Source organism: Pseudomonas sp. FP1742, from assembly GCF_030687145.1.
In the GTDB taxonomy this organism is placed as follows: domain Bacteria; phylum Pseudomonadota; class Gammaproteobacteria; order Pseudomonadales; family Pseudomonadaceae; genus Aquipseudomonas; species Aquipseudomonas frederiksbergensis_D.
In genome coordinates this window covers 878205-896655 of the sequence record NZ_CP117460.1, presented here as the reverse complement: position 1 = coordinate 896655, position 18451 = coordinate 878205, and the positions used below count along the sequence as shown (strand labels likewise).

Genomic DNA, 18451 nt, shown 5'->3' with positions numbered 1-18451 from the left:
CAGGTTCCGAGGTGTTCTTAACTGACTGGCTTCAGGCATTTTTGCCCCTTTTTCGCACCCGCCTCCCGAAAAAATCTTTCACCCCATCGCCAGCATAAACAGAACCCTTGCACGCCATCACAGTCCATTTGTTAAGCCCCGATCAGCGTGGCCCATCCCCACCCCCGTTCCAGGAGATACCCATGAAGCGTTCCGCCCTGGCTGGACTGCTCATCGCTGCAACAATGCTGGCCTCCTCCGCATACGCCTCAAACGATAGCGATCAATGCGTAATGAAGCTGCAGGAAGTCAACAGCAAGCTGTCCAGCGCTACCACGCTGGACGCCGCCACCAAAGGCGCTGTCGTCACCAAAGCCGAACAAGCCAAGGCCGCCCACGCCTCCAACAACGACAGGGAGTGTGTTTCTCTGACGCAGCAAGCGCTGCAGGACATTCAAAGCCACATGAATAGCCATTAGGGCCGGGCCAGATAACACGCAGGTAAGGACAGAAGGTCGACTCGCCGCGCGCATTGGCGTACACTGTGCTTGCCTGCTGGTTACACACAGCAGGTTCGGGGCCGTTTAGGATTCGACGCCGGTTGCGAAACTTTAGGTGCATGCCGACTTGGTAACAGAAGTCGTAAATCCACTGTTGCAACTTCCTATAGTTGCCAATGACGAAACCTACGGGGAATACGCTCTCGCTGCGTAAGCAGCCTTAGCCCTTCCCTCCTGGTACCTTCGGGTCCAGCAATCATCAGGGGATGTCTGTAAACCCAAAGTGATTGTCATATAGAACAGAATCGCCGTGCAGTACGTTGTGGACGAAGCGGCTAAAACTTACACAACTCGCCCAAAGCACCCTGCCCGTCGGGTCGCTGAGGGTTAACTTAATAGACACGGCTACGCATGTAGTACCGACAGCGGAGTACTGGCGGACGGGGGTTCAAATCCCCCCGGCTCCACCACTTCAACATCTAAAGACGTCCACGGACGTCTTTTTTTGTGCCTGAAATCCAGTAAATAGGGGGGTTTCAGGGCCATTGAGCTCCACAGCGCTTCAGGCAGATCCATTTTGAAATGTATTCCAAGGCGTATTCCAAGCCCGTGACTGGTAAATTTTGGAATACACAAACAGCGTTGGAGTACCCATGGGAGCCCGAGCCACACGCCTTTCAGACCTGAAAATCAAAGCCGCCAAGCCCAAGGACAAGGACTACACATTGACCGACGGTGACGGCCTTCAGTTACGAGTCCGAACCAACGGTTCGAGGCTTTGGAATTTCAACTACATCCATCCCGTGACCAAGAAACGGATCAACATGGGACTGGGGACGTTCCCGGAACTCAGCCTGGCTAATGCGCGAAAACGCACGGTTGAAGCCAGGGAGCTGGTTGCCCAAGGACTGGACCCGAAAGAGCAACGCGATGCAGATCGCCAAGCGAAAAAAGCTGCGACAGAGCACACCTTTCAAAACGTGGCGACGGCATGGTTTGAACTGAAGAAAGATTCAGTGACAACCGCCTACGCTGAAGATATTTGGCGATCGCTCACGCTTCACGTCTTCCCGGATCTACACGCGACCCCAATTTCTGAAATCAGCGCTCCTCAGGTCATCAAATTGCTTAAACCACTTGAGACCAAAGGCAGCTTGGAAACGGTCAAGCGCCTGACCCAACGCCTCAACGAAATCATGACTTACGGGGTGAACTACGGACTCATTCATGCCAACCCCCTGAGCGGCATACGATCGGTCTTCAAAAAACCAAAGAAGAAAAACATGGCGGCATTGCCGCCCGATGAGCTCAATGAACTCATGGTGGCGATTGCCAACGCCAGCATCAAAAGAACCACCCGATGCCTCATCGAGTGGCAGCTCCACACGATGACTCGGCCAGCAGAAGCTGCAACCACCCGATGGGCTGACATCGACCTCAAGAAGAAGATCTGGACGATTCCACCTGAGCGAATGAAGAAACGTCGCACACACATCATCCCGCTCACGGAACACGCTTTGGCGCTCCTGGAGACCATCAAGCCCTATAGCGGACACAGGGAGTACGTGTTTCCCGCCGACCGCAATCCGCGCACCCATTGCAACAGCCAGACCGCCAACATGGCGCTGAAACGGATGGGCTTCGAAGGGCGCCTGGTCAGTCATGGAATGCGCTCAATGGCGAGCACTATCCTCAATGAAAAGGGATGGGACCCTGAGCTAATCGAAGTTGCGCTTGCCCACGTTGATAAGGACGAGGTTCGTAGCGCCTATAACCGAGCGGACTACATTGAGCGCAGACGGCCGATGATGAAGTGGTGGAGTGAACACATCCAGGGAGCAGCTACCGGCAATCTCTCGGTATCAGCAACCATCGAAAGCAGCGATCGGAAAGTGGTTGCCATACGCTGATGAAGGAGTGCCATCGGCTGATACGGAACAGCTTTTCACAATCGAACTGTCAGCCCCCGAACAATACGGTGGTGATGCAAATCGCATTGTCGACTTACACGCAGGGTGATCCGCGATGAGATGTAGGGGAACGGGCCGTCGTGGTCCATACCTCGGAGTCATCTCATGGCAGACCAACGCACTCACCAGAACTCGCAAGACCAAGATGCTCTGTGCACCACCTTGACTGCGCTAATGCTCGACGTGCGCCTCACCCCCTTGGAACGCAATGGTTGGCAGGTCTTGCGCATGCTTCGCACCGCAGATGGCCTCAGTCCGCTAGTGAACATGGGACAACTGCGCCGTTACCTCACCTGTACTCCCTGTGGACAGCGCGCCGGCGCTGCAACGGCTTGGCGCGCTTTAGCGGTGCTGCGACTTACAGGATGGATCAGCTTTGTGGGGCAGCATTGCGATCTCCTGACTGGCAATGTTCAAAGCGTGTTGTATCGGGTCAATGAGCGCGCTCTAAGCTTCCACGAAGCTTGTGCTCTCGACGACAGCATGGAGGAGCTTATGGCTACCTGCATCGGCCACGAGAACAAACAGATCAAGCATCTTGCCGAGTACATTCTGGCGACCTCTGAGAACACGCCTGAACATCTCCCCATTGCCATCCGGGAGCAACGGAACAAAGACGATGAACCACCGCCCTCAGCGCCATCGCGAAAGCGTCCAAGGGTCAATCGAACATCCACATCTAGTACTTCCACAAACAGATCGACCGTTACGCAGCAGACCAAACAGACCCGCCAGATACCTCAAGAGCAAGACCGTACGTATAAGCCGTATTTGTATAAAAAAGAACGTACGTACCGCGCGCATACGCGTGAGGAAAGCGATTCACCATCAGCGCCCCAGGCATTGCCGCCATGCCTGGCCAGTGCCAAAGCAGATCAGCAGAGAGACGTGCTGGCGGCCTTGAAACGGTTGCCGTCACACCATCGCCAGGACGTGCTGGACGAACTACTACAGGCACGTAGCCAAAGCGGCACGGTACGCAATGTCGTCGCCTATTTCTTCGCCCTGGTGAAGCGTGTGTTGATCGGCGAGTTTCGCTTGTGGGCTGGCCGCAAAAAACAGCACCCGGCTGGCGAGCCAGTCGCGATTCAGCCCGCACTTCGCATTTACACAGAAGTCCGCAAGAAGCCACCAGCGCGCTCGGCATGGCGCGAAATTGGCCGACCACACATTGCCAACATGCGCAAAATCCTGGCCGGTCCGAGAGTCGCTGGAGACTTGGCTGCACAGGTGATGGAAGGCAAAGGGTGGCAGCCGTGTCCCGCCTAGGGACGCGTACACAACGCCTGTAACTCATGAATGTCCAGTGCTCTTACCTAACATCAGGTAACACTCGATAGCCGGTTTGTGGATTGACAGCAAAACGTCCGTGGATGCAATTTTACAAGTGCATACCAGCCGTCAGGATCATCAAGACGGCACTGCGGTTTTCCGCAGGATCCTGCCAATGACCGTATCGCTTCCGGCAGCGCGGACAGTCGACTTGAGTGTCGATGGAAGCACGCTATTCCCACCCCACCCACGACGGGCCTTTCCCCGTCCTGGGGTAGGCCTTTCTTTGTTTTTGGAGGCCTTAATGAAAATTCGACTGGCAATGTATGAAGCACTGAAATCGATTAACGTGCCTGAGCCAAAAATCGAATCAGTAATCCAAGCCATGGAGACTGCTCTGCATCCATCTCCTGCAATTAAATCCGATTCCGACATGGCACAATTTCGGGCAGCGTTATCTCAGCTTGAGGTGAGTCTTACTGTAAATGTTGGCGTGATGCTTTTCCTCACGGTGGCGATTCTCTTCGCCGCGGTCGCGTTTATTCGTTAACGAGATCACCTTTTCCGTTGGTACCAGGAGCCACCTGTTCTAGGACGGGTGGTTTTTTCTTGGGTACCAGTCACTGGATTGCGAAGGCCATATTTCTAGGTGCTGGCGTTAGACCAGGTACAGACCTTCGGCCAAGGGCGGCTATCCGCCATAAGCGGATGCTCGTCAAGAAGTTATTCAGCTTATCGAAGCTGCTGCCTTGGGCACGGTTTGCTGAGGGCGAATCTATTTCTAGCAGTTATTTTTGGGAACTCGACTGTAAGTTCTACCATCTAGTACCCTCTTGATTTGATCTAGGTTTGTAACTCCAACCCTTGGTCCAATCGCCTCCGCAGTAGCCCCCGCCTGGCCCATAGCGCGAATCGCTAAGACCTGATCGACACTGAGTCGATTCGAACCCCCACAAATGACTGCAAGGGCGTATTTAGGATCTTTCCAAAGTTCTGCGATCCACGGCGCAGGCATACCGTTGCGTGGGCTACTACGTAACCAATTCTCTTGAGCTGTTTCAATGTCGTCTGGTTGGAGATCGACATTCCGGGAAAGCATACGGTGTTTGTGAAGATAGGCGAGTCCTGCCTTCCCACCGGGTATCATGTTGAGCAGGCGTTCATCACTCCAATGGCCCGCAACAAATGCTTCCTCCAGCTGCTGTACTTGTTCGAGGCTGTCTGTAACGGCCATCACTTTGTGGTGAACAAAGGTCAGTCTATTCTTAGCCTCCTCTTCCCGGAAAACACGATGGAACTTGAGTCTAGAACCGCGTTTGATTGCGGCACTGTGTTCTGCCCAGCGCCTTTGCCAGTCTCTAGCTGTGATTCCGATATAGAAGTAGCCATCATCTGGATAGGCTCCACCGTGACCGAAGATATGCTGATACAAAATATACCGACGACAAAGATTATGTTTAGCCGTCGACCTAAGCGCTAACCCTAGAGGCATGGTTAAAATCATGGTTGGTGATGTTCGTTCGCTTCCAATCCGCGCTTCGACGCTGCGACGATGGGCATCCATAGCCTCTAAAACTGCAGTTGGGCCTTGAAGATGATAAATCGACGCGAGTTCGCGGCGGAGAGATGGATTACAGGCGAAGGCGAGCTTTCTGTCGGTAATAATCTCCAATCTAAGCATCGGCTGGAACGCCATTTCCTCTGTTGGCCCTTCTGAATTGACCATACGATGGCCTTCTCTAATAAGAGGAGCGGGTAGACGCATAAATGTCCACTTCTGATCCCAGCACATTCCGGCAAGATGAATGATTGGAAAGATCTTGCCTCCGCGGAAGGTAGCAAATGGATTAGCTAGAAATGCGCGGAAGTCCGATTGATGCGCAGCTAGCTCCTGATCAAATGCATCCAAATGGTGAAAGATCTCTTTAGGAGCAAACCGTAATAGCGAATCATGATCCAATAGCTTGGCCATGCATCAGGTTTCTCAAGTGAATTGGCAACCTTTACTTTGCGCTGCCAAGCTCCGCATTTACAACCCCAAAATCGGAACATCCTGCCACGCGATTTTTAAGACCGTTGCTGGGTATATACCGACTGCACACGGATCTCACCATGGCGTCGAGTACCACACGGCTAAACCGAGCCAGCACCAAACTGGAGCAGAGAGTACTCAGAAAATGGTGCTGGATCGCATACAAAATTTACCCACCGCTTCCTGTATCGGATTTCCTAATCAGATGGGGAATCTCTAATTATTGCAACTGATAACAAATAAGCTAAATATAAGGGCTGAATGCTTTCACCATTACGTCTCGTAACGATTGCGGAACGCCCTCCCAACTTTCATTCCAAGTTAAAGTCTCCCGATAAGCTTTAAACGGTTTTTCCGAGCTGGGGGCGGGGTAGCCTATCAAGTCCTCTACGCACTCATGTAGCATAGTGATTTTTTTATTGTCTCCAACGGCGTCCGCAATTGGCTGGTTGAATACTTCAGCGCCAGCGGTACCTTGGTCTCTATCATGAATCACATAATAATTAACGTTCAGGGCATTAAGATACTTTACTAATCCTATGATCGCAGCCTTGCCTCTGGCTTTAACTATTTCGCTTCCAGATAAAACTTTCGCTCGAAGCTCCGGACTCATTCGACGGATAGCTTCTTTTATCAAAACCTCTTCAGTATCACCTTCTACAACGACAACCTTGCGAGTAAAGAAAATTCGAGACACGTGATCGTCAAGCTTTATCAGCATTTTCACTTGATCCTTGTCGTCTGCCTGAAGTTCTCGAAATTTCTCAGAAACGGAGAATGCGTGTATTGTTGAGTGCCCCAGTTCATAATGGAAGCGATTTAAAACCTGTTTGGGTTTTCTAGATAGATCTATTAAATATGGGGAGTGAGTAGTAGCTACTATTTGAGACGTACCGCCTGAAAGCTCGTAAATCAAATCACGCATTTGATTTGCTGCGCTGGGATGAAGAAATATTTCAGGCTCTTCAAACCCTATTATGAGTCCGCGATCATCGTTGCCACCCCTTTTTTTTAGCCATTGCTGACGGAACCGCAGAAGTCCAAAAACCGCAGCGCGCACCATTCCAGTTCCTTGATTAGCGATACTAGTACGGATGTTGCTCGACATCTCAATTGCGAACACCGGATTCAAGGATTCTGGCCCTGAAAGATCTGCAGAAGCGAAGATTCTGGATTCAGGAAAGACACCGCTCAAAACTTTATTTAGTTCTAGCATCATCTTCCCAAACTCCGACGCCGCGTCGGAAGGATCTAGCTCTTTCGCTAGCAGATTCAGACTATGTTGAGCAGTTTTGAAGTGTTCGGATGTTTCTCTGACATCCTTGAAAAGCTCATTAAGAGTTTTATGGAGGACGCCAGCCTTGTCGAATTCGTGGGCTGAAGATTCCGCAGGTATCAATAAAAAATTTGGCAGTTTTGATAGTACCACGCTACTAATTCCGCCTGGGTTTTTGTCCCAAACTTCATCCTCTGAAACATCCCAGATCTCGTCAATTAGCTCCAGCTTAGCGCGGTCAGCAGCACTTATTTTTTTATCCATGTCTTTGAATAGCTCTTGCACAACGCCGGGATCAATACCCCTTTCCAATAAGTCCAACGGTTTGTTAATTGCGGAAAAATCGGGGTGAAGAGTGCGAGCAAAAGATTTCAATTCAGTAATTGCACTTTCCCCAAGGCTGTAGGTTTTTCTGTAAAAAATGCTCTTTCCTGTCTCTCCCGACTCTCCAGGGTCATAATTAAAGACTCTTCCTTTAAACCCTCTCCACTCGCTCGATTGGTCAGGAACATCACGAAACTCAGCTTCCAATGTGACGGTCTTGCAAGAAATCTTGTTTTCCCCCGTTTCAGGATCAGCTTCTGAGCAATAAAAACACTGATCCATTACGGTTCTAGCCGAAAGCAGCCACTCTACTGCCTGCAATACGGAACTCTTGCCGGCATTATTCGCACCGATTAAGAACGTCGCTTCGCCGAATTCAACAGTCGCGGAGTGGATGCGTTTAAAACCACTAATTTCTAATCTATGAAGCCTCATCTTGATCTTTCCCTGAAATGATATCGGATTGATATCTAAATGGCATCATGGGACAGATCGTCGACGTTTTTCAATTGCTTCAAGTCAAGAAAATGTGGAATGTCATTTGTTGTGAGTAGTTTCTGAATTGACTGCTAATCTTAGGTGTTTGCCATTTAAAATTGCTGCTACACCCCCTTTGCCGACCTGTGAACCTTTACGGCTTGTACCACCTCCGTCGTTGCTGCCTGCGCAGCCCAGATGAAGGCCTGTTGAACACCGACGATCCAATGCTATAGAGTCCAGATCGCGCATTGAGCTATCCTCTACCTATGTTAATCAACCATGAACGCGAAAAGCTGATCGAAGCGGTCAAGTTTTTTGCGCAAAATACGCGAAAGCTGGGTAAGACAAAGCTTTTTAAGCTCTTGTATTTCTTGGACTTTACGCATTTTAAAGATACCGGCCGACCAGTCACTGGGCTGGAGTATTTCGCATGGCCAATGGGGCCTGTTCCCACCGACCTCTTCGAGGAACTGAAGCGTCCTGAGCAAGATTGGGATGGAAATTGCTCGTTCGAATTCTTCTCTACAGCCAAAGGGCAAATGCTTAGAGTCGAGGCGTTAAGCGAATTCGACTCATCGCATTTTTCAAAGCGCGAGCTTCGTATCATGCACAGTTTGGCAGATCAGTTTAAAAACTCTGATGCAGAGCAAATGGTGGAGGAAACTCACCTCGAAAATCTGCCATGGCATCAGATCTACGAAGTCGAGGGGCGAAAGCAAGAGAGCATCCCGTACCGTATGGCTGTGCGTAGGCAGGAGGAGGGTGCCGTTATGAGCCTTGCCGCCGATCGAGCAGAATTGGTCGCCACGCTAAGGAAATAACGTGACCCCAGGAACAATCTATCTCCATAAAGAATTTCTATTTGCTGATGGCACAACCAAAGACAAGTATTTGGTTGTTTTGGGCAACTTGAAAAATGGGATAGTCCTGGTGGCCAAAACTACATCTCAAGGGCACCACTATCGGAATGATTTCGGCTGCCAGAGTGCCAATAGATTCGCTGCTTTCTTTTTTCCTGCTAAGTCCACCTGCTTTCCGAAGAATACCTGGATTTGCTTGAGTGAGTTTTATGAACTCAGTGAGAATCAGCTGACTCAGGGGTTAGCTATCGGCGACGTTTTTAGGATTGGCCATCTTGGAAGCGCATTCACTCGGGACGTTCAGTTTTGCGCTAAGGGATCAGATGACATCAGCGTGGTTCAAGAATCCATGATCGACGGCAGTTTGGCTCCTTCATAATCCCGCCTTCGTACCAAAACACCTTTGGCAGGTTTTTATTAATCGTCCGCTTTTGGCCGATAGCAGCCTGTCAGGAAAGGTAACCAGAGTGTGTAAACGCTTTCGTAACTGCGAAAGCGCCATTAGCTCTGGCTGGGAAACGGTTTATAGAGAATTATAGAGCGGTTATAGGATGCAGAGCGGATGACCGTTTTCCGTCTATGGCGATTTTATTGAAAAAAAATCAATTTGACTCTCTTCCGCAGTTGATCAATTTTTGGGAGCAGGAAGCCTCAATAGCGGCGCATCAAGGGGAGCTAGGGGATCTTTCGGGGTATGTTTTTTTTGACCGCGGGATATCAGGTAGCCGGTGGTCAGCCGATGCGTTTCTCGCACATTTCTCTTCCCTCCCACTAGATTATACTCAACCATGTCTGAACCCCTTCCTCCCTCCTCAGGCCCCTCACCAAGCATCTGCACTATATGTTGTGCCAACGCAGATTGGTTGTTTACTTCCGCCTCCAATGCATGAGCGACCAGACTTTGCTCTGCTGTGGGTACAGGGATCCCTTGGGCAGCGTCGAATGTATTTCGCTCGAGGTCTCTAAGCTTGAAAAAATTCAGTGTGAAGCTCGTTTTATCACAATCGAGTTTGGTTATGAACTTCACTAATACAGCTTTCCCTTCCTGCTCTTGCTTCCTGACTATAAACTGCTCAAAATCTTCAAAATTCGGATGAATGATGCGATAAGCGCTCTCGTTCAAGTGATTAGCTTCGATAGATACAGGATCCTCCAGTATCGCAAGCTTATTTTTTTTGATCTCCATATTGCACCTTTTGCATGCAACCGAGAGATTGGTTATCACATAAGTCAAACTTTTTAAGTGGCTCTTGGGAATAATATGCTCCCTATCTACCAAAATACCACTATCGTTGGGCAGTGGGTCTCTGCAATAGCAGCAGAGCCCGGCTTGCCTTAGGAGATGAAAGGCTCTTATACGATCCTTTAGAGACTTTAAAATACCACGAACCGGCTCCATCGCCTTTTGTTCAAGCTTCCATGAATCGTCGAGGGTCAGCGCGAAATCAACTGCTGCCTGTTCTTCAGCACTGATGATGAATCCAGATAAAGCCGGAAGTAGAGGATCCTTGTACACGTACTATCCTCTCGCAATGCTGGCAGCTAGTTTCTTGGCCGCAAGAAACAGGTCGTTTTGCGTATCATCGAAAGAAGCGCTCATTGCACTGTCGATAAAATCCTGGGCACTCTTTTCAGTGATTTCCTTTCTCGAAAGCCTATCCAACTCTATAGACAGCCTGTCACTGAGAAATCGACTAGAGGGGGAAATTGTATCGAATTGCTCCCACAGCAAGCTTTCGATATTCTTGGAGTATGATTTGTCTAAAAGACCATTTGAAGGATGATAGATGCTTGCATTCACATCCATTTCCATTCGCGCACCTGCCACAATGAGCGGCGAGTGTGTCGCAACTACTATTTCAATCTCGTGATAGGAAAGCAGGCTGTAGAGGGTTCTGATGTACTCACGTTGCCACTTGGGGTGCAAACTATTTTCTGGCTCGTCAATCAGCAATAGATTTGAACCTTCCATTTCTGAAAGAATAAACAACATGGAAGTAATCAGGCTGAGTTCGCCAGAGCTTGCGTGCGCGAGCGGAACTCTCGAACCATCTTTCCGATACAGATCGATATCGATCGCCCTGATCAATCCGAGATGCTTATAGGTTTTGCTATTTGTGAACAGCGACTCTAAGAAAACGACAGTATTGGTGTCGTAATCACCATTAAAATTTACATGAAACTCCTTTCGGTTATTTCCTTCAAAAGATCGTTCCATCAAACCGAGCATGTGCTGAATAAATGCGATGTCGGCGTGCCCCTCCGCACGGCGGTCCAACTCGCCAGTTTTCACTGTGATTGTAATATACGATTGATAACCGCAATAACTGAGGACGCGGTCGATTTGATTGAGCCTATGACTGCCTTCTTTCAGCACTTTCTTTACAACAGACTTTATGACATTGGCAGGGCGGGAGGCCGAATTTCTGATCGAAAACCGCTTGGTATTTTTCAGCACATACGAGCGATCATGGACGGTATTACATATAAAAATCGCATGCCTTTCCTGACTCGCGCGCGCTAGCTCGATAAGGTGCTGGCTCTTTCCGACTCCGTTGGGTCCCACTACGAACGACAGTTTCATTTATAGCTTCCAAGCTGATGTCTGCTTAGCCGGTGCGGCGTCTGTGCTATGAATTTCGCTGAGCGCTCATGCACATTTCGGCTGCTTCACTTTCAAATAAGAATCGCCGACATCACTATGCCATTGCAAGCGTATCTTTGAACCCGGTTGCCGCCTCCAGATCAGTAACTAACTGAGCTCTCTCTCTGCTCGGCATGCACAATCGTCATGTCAATCACTCATCCTTGTGGGGGTTCCACAGGTACTTTTAGGGCATATTTTTGCTTCATCAACGCTCATCTGGCTATGACAACATATCTAGATTGCACTTAAGACCACCAAAGTCCGGCAGTCCGCTCCTACCCGATAGAAGGGCAGCTTTAGGTCGATAGCGGTCGGTCATGACTGACCGCTTATGGCCCAGAGTGTGTCAAAACCCTTGTTAGCCGTTTCCACTCCGGAATGTTTTGCCCTACTCAGCCTAGGTCAGGTCAGACATCAGTTGCTCAGTATAAAACTCCAGAGATCAGCAGGCACGCCGACAAACTGGGCTAGAGGCTAGAAATCTGGGGGCTGGATGATTGCAGGCAACGTTTCATATCTTTGTCCGGTTTGTGGATACGCGGGGCTTGAAGAGCCTCCATACGACGACGTTGGTTGCTCTTCGTTTGGCATGTGCCCGTCCTGCGGCACGCAGTTTGGCTATGATGACGCGACGTCTGCTCATGCTGATTTGCGCAGGTTATGGATCTCTAAAGGAATGCTTTGGTGGAGCAAAGCTCAAGCGTCGCCGAGTGGTTGGGACCCGGTAAGGCAACTACAGGCGGTCGAAAAACGCATCAATGTCTGAACATAACGCCGCCGTTAGTCCTGCTATGATTTCTGAGGATTTCATCGCAGGGATCGCCCATGAAGCGCTTCATCCAAGGTGAACATCGAGGGCAAAGCACCTTACTTCCCGAAAGCCTCGACGACTATGTCAACGATTCCAATCCGGTGCGCATAGTCGACGTCTTCGTCGATGAACTCGACCTGGTCAATCTGGGTTTTGACGGTGCTATTCCTGCTGGCACAGGCCGGCCTGCTTACCACCCTTCGATCCTGCTGAAGATCTACATCTACGGCTATCTCAACCGCATTCAGTCGAGCCGACGGCTGGAGCGAGAAGCTCAACGCAACGTTGAACTGATGTGGTTGATCGGGCGTTTGATGCCGGACTTCAAGACCATCGCCAACTTCCGAAAAGACAACAGCAAGGCCATCCGAGGCGTCTGTCGCCAGTTCGTTGTGCTGTGTCAGCGGTTGGGATTGTTCGGAGAAAATCTGGTGGCCATCGACGGCAGCAAATTCAAGGCAGTCAACAACCGTGACCGCAATTTCACCAGCGCCAAACTAAAGCGGCGGATGGAAGAAATTGAATCGAGCATCAACCGTTACCTGACGGTACTCGATGCTGCCGATCAGCAAGAACCCACAGCTTCCGAGCCCAGTGTCGTGCGGCTGGAAGAGAAAATCGCCAAGCTGAAGGCGCAAATGAAGGAGCTTCAAGCGATTGAAATTCAGCTCAACGAGTCGCCGGATAAACAGGTCTCACTGACCGATCCAGACGCTCGCTCCATGATGACGCGCGGCACCGGAATCGTCGGCTACAACGTGCAGACAGCGGTCGATACGCAGCACCATCTGATCGTTGCGCACGAGGTGACCAACGTCGGTTCCGACCGCGATCAACTCAGCTCGATGGCCAAGCAAGCCCGCGAGGCGATGGCGTCAGAAACGCTGTCGGTAGTGGCTGATCGAGGTTACTTCAAAAGTGAACAAATCCTGGCTTGTCACGATGCAAATATCACCGCCTATGTGCCCAAGCCGATGACCTCAGCAGCCAAAGCCGATGGGCGTTTCAACAATGATGTCTTCATCTACGACGCTTCAAAAAATGAATACATTTGTCCGGCTGGAGAGGTATTGATTTGGCGTTTTTCCAGCGTTGAAAAAGGCCTGAAGTTTCACCGTTACTGGAGTTCGAATTGCCAAGGCTGCGCCATGAAGCCGCAGTGCACACCGAGCACGCAACGACGAATTCGCCGCTGGGAACATGAAGCCGTATTGGAGGCAATGCAGCTTCGGCTGAGCAAAGCCCCGGAGATGATGCGAGTCCGAAAACGGACGGTTGAGCATCCCTTCGGGACGCTCAAACAGTGGATGGGTGCAACGCACTTCCTGACGCGGAAGCTGGCCGGGGTGAGTGCGGAGATGAGCTTGAATGTGCTCGCCTACAACCTGAAACGGGTCATGAAAATCATCGGTGCCAACGGTTTAATGAAGGCGTTGCTGGCCTAAAAAAGGCTGATTTTGGCCCATCCCAGAGACTGTAAAAGCGACGTTGATGTGTTCCAGGTCACGACTGATACGACACGCAGCATTTGCCTTGTGATCGTTCCGCCAATAACGTCGATGATCCAAGACGATGAGGCCATGAGCGTTTTTACACACTCTGGGCCAAAAGCGGTCACTTACTGTCGCCAAACTGGGGGCGACTCCCATCATTTTTTTTACTTATCACCTGCGTGCGTGAGGGGCTTGATATAGTTTTAAAGTTAATCAAATGTTCGATACTGATAACCTTCGGCGAGAAAGACTGGCATTAGGACAGCCGTCAGATAGACTAAACGAAGATAAAATTCAAAAACCTATAAGTGGGAGCCTTGTGATAGATTCAATTAATTTCAATGGGAAAAAATTAAAATTTTACTCTTCGCAAAACAAACTAGATCAAAACATATTTACTACTATTGTAGGTAAGAATGGTTCAGGTAAAAGCCGACTGTTGAATCACATCGTCACAAAATGTATTTCGAGTCGGAATGGCGCCATCGATCCTGAACAGAAGGATGCGTTTGATCTACCAACTGCCGTTATTGCGTTATCTACAAGTCCATTTGATAGATTTCCAGTTAGCAATCCTTTAATTAAAAATGCCGATTATCGACTTGTTGAGTCTAGCCTAGGTTACTATCATTACTTGGGATTAAGAGGGCTGTATAGTGGAAATCTAAGCATGTCTTTTATGGTTCGAATTATTGCAGGGTTGATTCGGGCGTTAGCTGGCGATGCTGGAAGAATAAAAACTGTTCTAGGCGTTTTAAGCTACTTGGGGTTCAATCCTGCAATCAAGGCGAGCTTTACTTGCGATATTACTGTCCCGGTTTTATCTCAAATTTCAGAGAGCGAAAATCCGGTTGAAGTTATAAATGAGTTCTTGATTGGTGAGCGCCGAGCAGGGTCTGAGTTTCGTCGGCTAATGATGCGAATGGATGAACAGGCAGACGAGGAAAAATATAGGCTTGTCGATTCTGTTAAGTATTATCTGCATGAGCATAGAACAAATTTTAAAGATAAAAAGCTAGAGGTAATGATCACAAATAGAGGTGTCTTTAATGATGTAACTGGTTCTCCCGTAAATGATAGATTTATCCCCATGATGGAGGCCGGCTTACTTAAGCTTCGCAGCTTAGAGCTTCACAAAAAAGGCCACGCCAAACCTTTTAAGATTAGCGATGCAAGTTCGGGCGAGCAGTGTATAGTTTTAGCTATGCTGGGAATAGCTTCTCAGATAAAAGACGGTGCATTGATTTGCATAGATGAGCCAGAGATTTGTCTCCATCCAGAATGGCAAGAGCGGTACATTGATCTCCTTATGAATACTTTTAGGGGATTTAAGTCCTGTCATTTTATTATAGCCACTCATTCACCTCAGATTGTTTCAAGGCTAGAGAGTGAAAATTGTTACATTCTAGATATGCAGAAGTCAGTACTTCTAGATGCGGCGAACTCTAATCGACGATCTGCGGATTATCAGCTAGCTAATATTTTTTCTGCTCCAGGATTCAAAAACGAATATTTAATGCGAGAGCTTCTGAAGTTGCTCAGCAAGCTATCTGAGGGGGTCGAGCTTTCTAACGATGATTACGAAATTATATCCAGAATTCGTGATCTAGAAAATTCACTTGAAAAATCCGATCCAGTTCGCCAGCTATACTCTTTGGTTGTAGCTGCGACCTCGGAGGTACGCTCCGATGGCTGACGAAGCATATTATGCGTTCCCCGAGGTCAGGTACACTGAACCTTCGGCTAAATTTGTTGACGCATTCTTATATTCGCCCGAAAAAAGAGGAAATTATTGGGATGGTGATGAAAAGGCGTTAGTTTTAGTAAAGAAAGAAATTAAAGACCACTATTTGCGTGTGCAAGACTATAGGTGTGCGTATTGTAGACAGCGGATGGAGGTTAAGCATAATGGCATGTGGGATACTGAACACATCATAAATAAAGATGAGTACCCGGCTTTTATGTTTGAGCCTAGAAATTTGTGTGTCTGCTGTAAAGACTGTAATACGATCAAGGGCAGAAAAGGCGTACTTAAAAATAAGGAACGTAAGACATACCCCAGCTCAGCTAGCGACTATACGTTCTGTCACCCGCACTATCATAACTATTCTCATCATGTAAGGGTCGTTAAGGAAGCCATGCTCTATCTTCCCATTACTGACGAAGGCAGAGAAATGATTGAAATCTGCGGATTGTTGCGGTTTGTCTATAAATTTGCAGGCTATGGATGCGTTGAAAGTAATGTACCTGCTGTTCTCATCCGCTTGGGACACGAGCTTCAGGAGGCAAAAACCTCTCATGAGCAACTTGCACTTATGACGATCGTTCAGGATTTGATGAGCGATAATATCAAGAAGGTTGCAGGCGAGCTTGTTAAGCAATATGCATGAACGAATGGATTATTCATGGATAAATGATTCAATAGCTTTGCTGTAGCTTGAATCGCCCCGCTTTCTTCGAATGACTGCTTCTGGCCGTTTTCTGCCTGTCACGAAGGGCTGAAAACGGCCAAGAGCGGACGTTTTGGGGCTCCCCTCGCTCCGATAGACACCTGCATGAGACGCTTCGACCTCTACAGACCTATTCCTGCCGTGCGGCGTAACCAACTTGCAATAGACACGCTCAGTGCGAATCGAGTAGTGTCTCAGACGAATTAGCTTAATCGTTATGCACAATTTGATTCCGGAAAATGAGTGAAGAAATTAGAAATTGGTATATCTATATTTTGAAGCTTGAACTGAACTCATGGTACGTGGGCACAGCTAAGGGGTTGAGATCAAGGCTGCGAAGCCATGGTAAGAAAAGCCCTTACTCTACATTAAAGAAAAAGGGCGCTGTCAAATATACGGAGAGCGGCCTGACGGGAAAGAGAAAAGCAACTCATTTACATGCGGCTTTTAGATCAATTGGCGATTGTTTCTGGGTTACAGAGATTGAAAATACTATCACCGTAGCCCTGGGGCAAAAGTATGGTTTCGATAAAGTTAGGGGTGGCTCTATAATTCAGCCTTGGAATTACGAGCTAAGTGACATTGAAGTGAAAAATCTAATTCGACGATTTAGTTGTAGTGATATTAGGTTTAAATACAAGCTAAACGAAATAAATTTAACTCAAGAAAAGCCATTTGTCTTCCCGCTTACTCGGCGCAGGAATACATAGCAAGGCATTCAAGCACGCTCGCCGGGACATGCTTTCAGCTCGCCAGCCCAGTCCCAGTGAGACTGTCCGCTTTTGGCCGTTTTCTACCTTTGGCAAACGTCAGATACGGATCGGTTGCTGCCTACAATGGATCCTTCTGGGCGACGTACCTTGGACAAGGTGCCCCCTCTTGCGAGCATGTCATCGCAGTCATTGTTAGTTACACAACCGCTGTGCATTCAGCGGTATTCCATAAGGTATTCCATCAAAAAAAATCTTACCCAATTTATTATTCGAATCAGATAGATACACGATCAGTTCAGATTACCCCGGCCCACCAATCGAAGCTAACAAAGCCCGCCAAGTGCGGGCTTTGTTGCATCTGGGGTTTGGTAAATTTTCGGCCACCAAGCCACGACAAATCATCCGCGACCAAAAATGCAACCATTGCCACGACTACCCTCGGAGATGCCATGCGCCAAGCCCCCCCTGATCATCGCTGATTATCGACATGCAGCCCAGCTTTGCCCGGCCCCTATGGCTCATCGACGGCATCCAGACACTCATCGGCACCCTGCCCAGGGTCGCCACCGTCGAACACCACGACGAAACCAAAATTCCTTTCCAGGAACAACTCGGTTGGCACCCAGCACCGGACGATGACAGCCTGATCCTGGCTGACCGGTTATGCGAAGCGCTGAGGACTTCTGCCTGACAGACTCCCACTCACCGTCCTAGGAAATTTCCCGCAATCCGTAGCGACTTCCATGAACTGGTGCACAACGCTTCGGGAGGATAGTCTTTCCCCACCGCAGCAACCCAGCGGACGGTTTTGACAGGCCGAAATAGCGTAGGGCCCCTAAATCAATGGAACGCCCTTATGAAAAAGACCACCCGAAATCCACTTGAGAACCCAGCCATTTCAGAATCGGAAGACCTCGACCTGACCCAACTCTCCAAAGCCACCCAACGCGCCGTCAGCGCCCGCTTGCGCAACCCGAAACAGCCCGATCCCGTGAGCCATGTGTTCACCATCCTCCCCGACGTCGACACACCCACCCTGCTCGGTCACGCCAGCGAAACCCTGGCCTCCCTGAACGTCATGACCACCGACCTGGCCGACCAGCTCGAAGGCTCGCATCGCAACGTGGCCTTGGCGATGCAGCAATTGGCGGTGCTGGCCGAGATGTTGATCAATCGAGCGCTGGATAACCTCGATTCGCCCATGCCGGCGGTCGAGCCCGCCTGCCACTGAGTGATCGCGCTCGTTGATCGAATGGAGGTTTTGTCATGGATCGATACATGCCGATCACCGGCATCGACTGCACTATCGCGTCGCTGCTGATCGACACCGAAGCGCCGCTGGATGTGCTGCATGAAACGGCGGCTTACCGCATCCGCACGGCGACTCAATTGCTGGAGAGTTTCGCTGTGAACGAAGGCGTTCACAGCGAGCTGGCGCGGGTGTTGGTGACTTCGTTGCGCGATGGTTGCGATTTGCTGGATGTGGTTGGGCGGCGGTTGCAGAGGCAGGTCTCTGCGTCTTAACGAATCCGGCACAGGACATCGTTGCCGCGCGCCCAACGCAGAAAGGCATCTGACGAGAATATCGCAGGTGCCTTTTTTGTGGATTCGATTCAATGCGCTATCGATGCATGACGAGTATCG

The 18451-nt window shown here is 49.5% G+C and carries 16 protein-coding genes, 1 other RNA gene and 1 pseudogene; 14 read left to right on the top strand and 4 right to left on the bottom strand.

The window, feature by feature from the left end; genetic code table 11:
• Positions 1-182: 182 nt before the first annotated feature.
• From PSH64_RS03860 to PSH64_RS03840, 5 genes are all read left to right on the top strand, one after another.
• Positions 183-458, top strand: a complete 276-nt coding sequence (locus PSH64_RS03860; RefSeq protein ID WP_019651059.1) for a hypothetical protein — start codon at positions 183-185, stop codon at positions 456-458.
• A 97-nt stretch (positions 459-555) separates the two neighbouring features.
• Positions 556-949, top strand: a transfer-messenger RNA (tmRNA) gene (gene ssrA / locus PSH64_RS03855).
• A 183-nt stretch (positions 950-1132) separates the two neighbouring features.
• The gene (locus PSH64_RS03850) at positions 1133-2389 is read left to right on the top strand and encodes an integrase domain-containing protein (protein WP_305480003.1); all 1257 of its coding nucleotides are present in this window, start codon (positions 1133-1135) and stop codon (positions 2387-2389) included.
• Positions 2390-2554: 165 nt separating this feature from the next.
• Positions 2555-3718: an STY4528 family pathogenicity island replication protein gene (locus PSH64_RS03845; protein ID WP_305480002.1), complete on the top strand. Its 1164-nt coding sequence runs from the start codon at positions 2555-2557 to the stop codon at positions 3716-3718.
• Positions 3719-4025: 307 nt separating this feature from the next.
• Positions 4026-4271, top strand: a complete 246-nt coding sequence (locus PSH64_RS03840) for a hypothetical protein (protein ID WP_305480000.1) — start codon at positions 4026-4028, stop codon at positions 4269-4271.
• Between the two features lie 231 nt (positions 4272-4502).
• Here the strand turns inward: PSH64_RS03840 and PSH64_RS03835 are convergent, their stop codons facing one another.
• Both PSH64_RS03835 and PSH64_RS03830 read right to left on the bottom strand, forming a co-directional pair.
• The gene (locus PSH64_RS03835; RefSeq protein WP_305479998.1) at positions 4503-5693 is read right to left on the bottom strand and encodes a hypothetical protein; all 1191 of its coding nucleotides are present in this window, start codon (positions 5691-5693) and stop codon (positions 4503-4505) included.
• A 304-nt stretch (positions 5694-5997) separates the two neighbouring features.
• Positions 5998-7788 carry an ATP-dependent endonuclease gene (locus PSH64_RS03830; protein WP_305479996.1) on the bottom strand — a complete coding sequence of 597 codons (1791 nt, stop codon included), beginning with the start codon at positions 7786-7788 and terminating at the stop codon, positions 5998-6000.
• 293 nt (positions 7789-8081) lie between these two features.
• Between PSH64_RS03830 and PSH64_RS03825 the strand changes: the two genes are divergently transcribed.
• Entirely contained in the window at positions 8082-8654 is a 573-nt protein-coding gene (locus PSH64_RS03825) for a Panacea domain-containing protein (protein ID WP_305479994.1), read from the top strand.
• A gap of 1 nt (position 8655) precedes the next feature.
• Positions 8656-9072, top strand: coding sequence for a hypothetical protein (locus PSH64_RS03820; protein ID WP_305479992.1), 417 nt, complete (start codon positions 8656-8658; stop codon positions 9070-9072).
• Positions 9073-9321: 249 nt separating this feature from the next.
• Here the strand turns inward: PSH64_RS03820 and PSH64_RS03815 are convergent, their stop codons facing one another.
• Both PSH64_RS03815 and PSH64_RS03810 read right to left on the bottom strand, forming a co-directional pair.
• Positions 9322-10209: an HNH endonuclease gene (locus tag PSH64_RS03815; RefSeq protein WP_305479990.1), complete on the bottom strand. Its 888-nt coding sequence runs from the start codon at positions 10207-10209 to the stop codon at positions 9322-9324.
• Positions 10210-10212: 3 nt separating this feature from the next.
• Positions 10213-11277, bottom strand: a complete 1065-nt coding sequence (locus tag PSH64_RS03810) for an AAA family ATPase (RefSeq protein WP_305479988.1) — start codon at positions 11275-11277, stop codon at positions 10213-10215.
• 888 nt (positions 11278-12165) lie between these two features.
• On the opposite strand from PSH64_RS03810, the gene PSH64_RS03805 reads away from it, so the two are divergent.
• From PSH64_RS03805 to PSH64_RS03775, 7 genes and pseudogenes are all read left to right on the top strand, one after another.
• The gene (locus tag PSH64_RS03805; protein WP_305478053.1) at positions 12166-13596 is read left to right on the top strand and encodes an IS1182 family transposase; all 1431 of its coding nucleotides are present in this window, start codon (positions 12166-12168) and stop codon (positions 13594-13596) included.
• A gap of 265 nt (positions 13597-13861) precedes the next feature.
• Complete coding sequence (locus PSH64_RS03800) at positions 13862-15340, top strand: AAA family ATPase (protein ID WP_305479986.1); 1479 nt, start codon at positions 13862-13864, stop codon at positions 15338-15340.
• Positions 15333-16034 carry an HNH endonuclease gene (locus PSH64_RS03795; protein ID WP_305479984.1) on the top strand — a complete coding sequence of 234 codons (702 nt, stop codon included), beginning with the start codon at positions 15333-15335 and terminating at the stop codon, positions 16032-16034. The genes PSH64_RS03800 and PSH64_RS03795 overlap by 8 nt, the downstream gene beginning before the upstream one ends.
• A 299-nt stretch (positions 16035-16333) precedes the next feature.
• On the top strand, positions 16334-16804 hold the full coding sequence (locus PSH64_RS03790) for a GIY-YIG nuclease family protein (protein WP_305479982.1): 471 nt from the start codon (positions 16334-16336) through the stop codon (positions 16802-16804).
• 490 nt (positions 16805-17294) lie between these two features.
• Positions 17295-17471 (top strand): annotated as a pseudogene (locus PSH64_RS03785) (hydrolase); the annotation flags it as partial.
• Between the two features lie 192 nt (positions 17472-17663).
• Positions 17664-18038 carry a DUF6124 family protein gene (locus PSH64_RS03780; RefSeq protein ID WP_305479980.1) on the top strand — a complete coding sequence of 125 codons (375 nt, stop codon included), beginning with the start codon at positions 17664-17666 and terminating at the stop codon, positions 18036-18038.
• Positions 18039-18073: 35 nt separating this feature from the next.
• Positions 18074-18331, top strand: a complete 258-nt coding sequence (locus tag PSH64_RS03775; RefSeq protein ID WP_028939924.1) for a hypothetical protein — start codon at positions 18074-18076, stop codon at positions 18329-18331.
• The last annotated feature ends 120 nt before the right edge of the window (positions 18332-18451 follow it).

Bases quoted from the DNA above. Each gene is read 5' to 3' on its own strand.
- PSH64_RS03860 (WP_019651059.1), top strand. From the start codon at position 183: ATGAAGCGTTCCGCCCTGGCTGGACTGCTCATCGCTGCAACAATGCTG.
- PSH64_RS03850 (WP_305480003.1), top strand. From the start codon at position 1,133: ATGGGAGCCCGAGCCACACGCCTTTCAGACCTGAAAATCAAAGCCGCC.
- PSH64_RS03845 (WP_305480002.1), top strand. From the start codon at position 2,555: ATGGCAGACCAACGCACTCACCAGAACTCGCAAGACCAAGATGCTCTG.
- PSH64_RS03840 (WP_305480000.1), top strand. From the start codon at position 4,026: ATGAAAATTCGACTGGCAATGTATGAAGCACTGAAATCGATTAACGTG.
- PSH64_RS03835 (WP_305479998.1), bottom strand. From the start codon at position 5,693: ATGGCCAAGCTATTGGATCATGATTCGCTATTACGGTTTGCTCCTAAA.
- PSH64_RS03830 (WP_305479996.1), bottom strand. From the start codon at position 7,788: ATGAGGCTTCATAGATTAGAAATTAGTGGTTTTAAACGCATCCACTCC.
- PSH64_RS03810 (WP_305479988.1), bottom strand. From the start codon at position 11,277: ATGAAACTGTCGTTCGTAGTGGGACCCAACGGAGTCGGAAAGAGCCAG.
- PSH64_RS03805 (WP_305478053.1), top strand. From the start codon at position 12,166: ATGAAGCGCTTCATCCAAGGTGAACATCGAGGGCAAAGCACCTTACTT.
- PSH64_RS03800 (WP_305479986.1), top strand. From the start codon at position 13,862: ATGTTCGATACTGATAACCTTCGGCGAGAAAGACTGGCATTAGGACAG.
- PSH64_RS03795 (WP_305479984.1), top strand. From the start codon at position 15,333: ATGGCTGACGAAGCATATTATGCGTTCCCCGAGGTCAGGTACACTGAA.
- PSH64_RS03790 (WP_305479982.1), top strand. From the start codon at position 16,334: ATGAGTGAAGAAATTAGAAATTGGTATATCTATATTTTGAAGCTTGAA.
- PSH64_RS03780 (WP_305479980.1), top strand. From the start codon at position 17,664: ATGAAAAAGACCACCCGAAATCCACTTGAGAACCCAGCCATTTCAGAA.
- PSH64_RS03775 (WP_028939924.1), top strand. From the start codon at position 18,074: ATGGATCGATACATGCCGATCACCGGCATCGACTGCACTATCGCGTCG.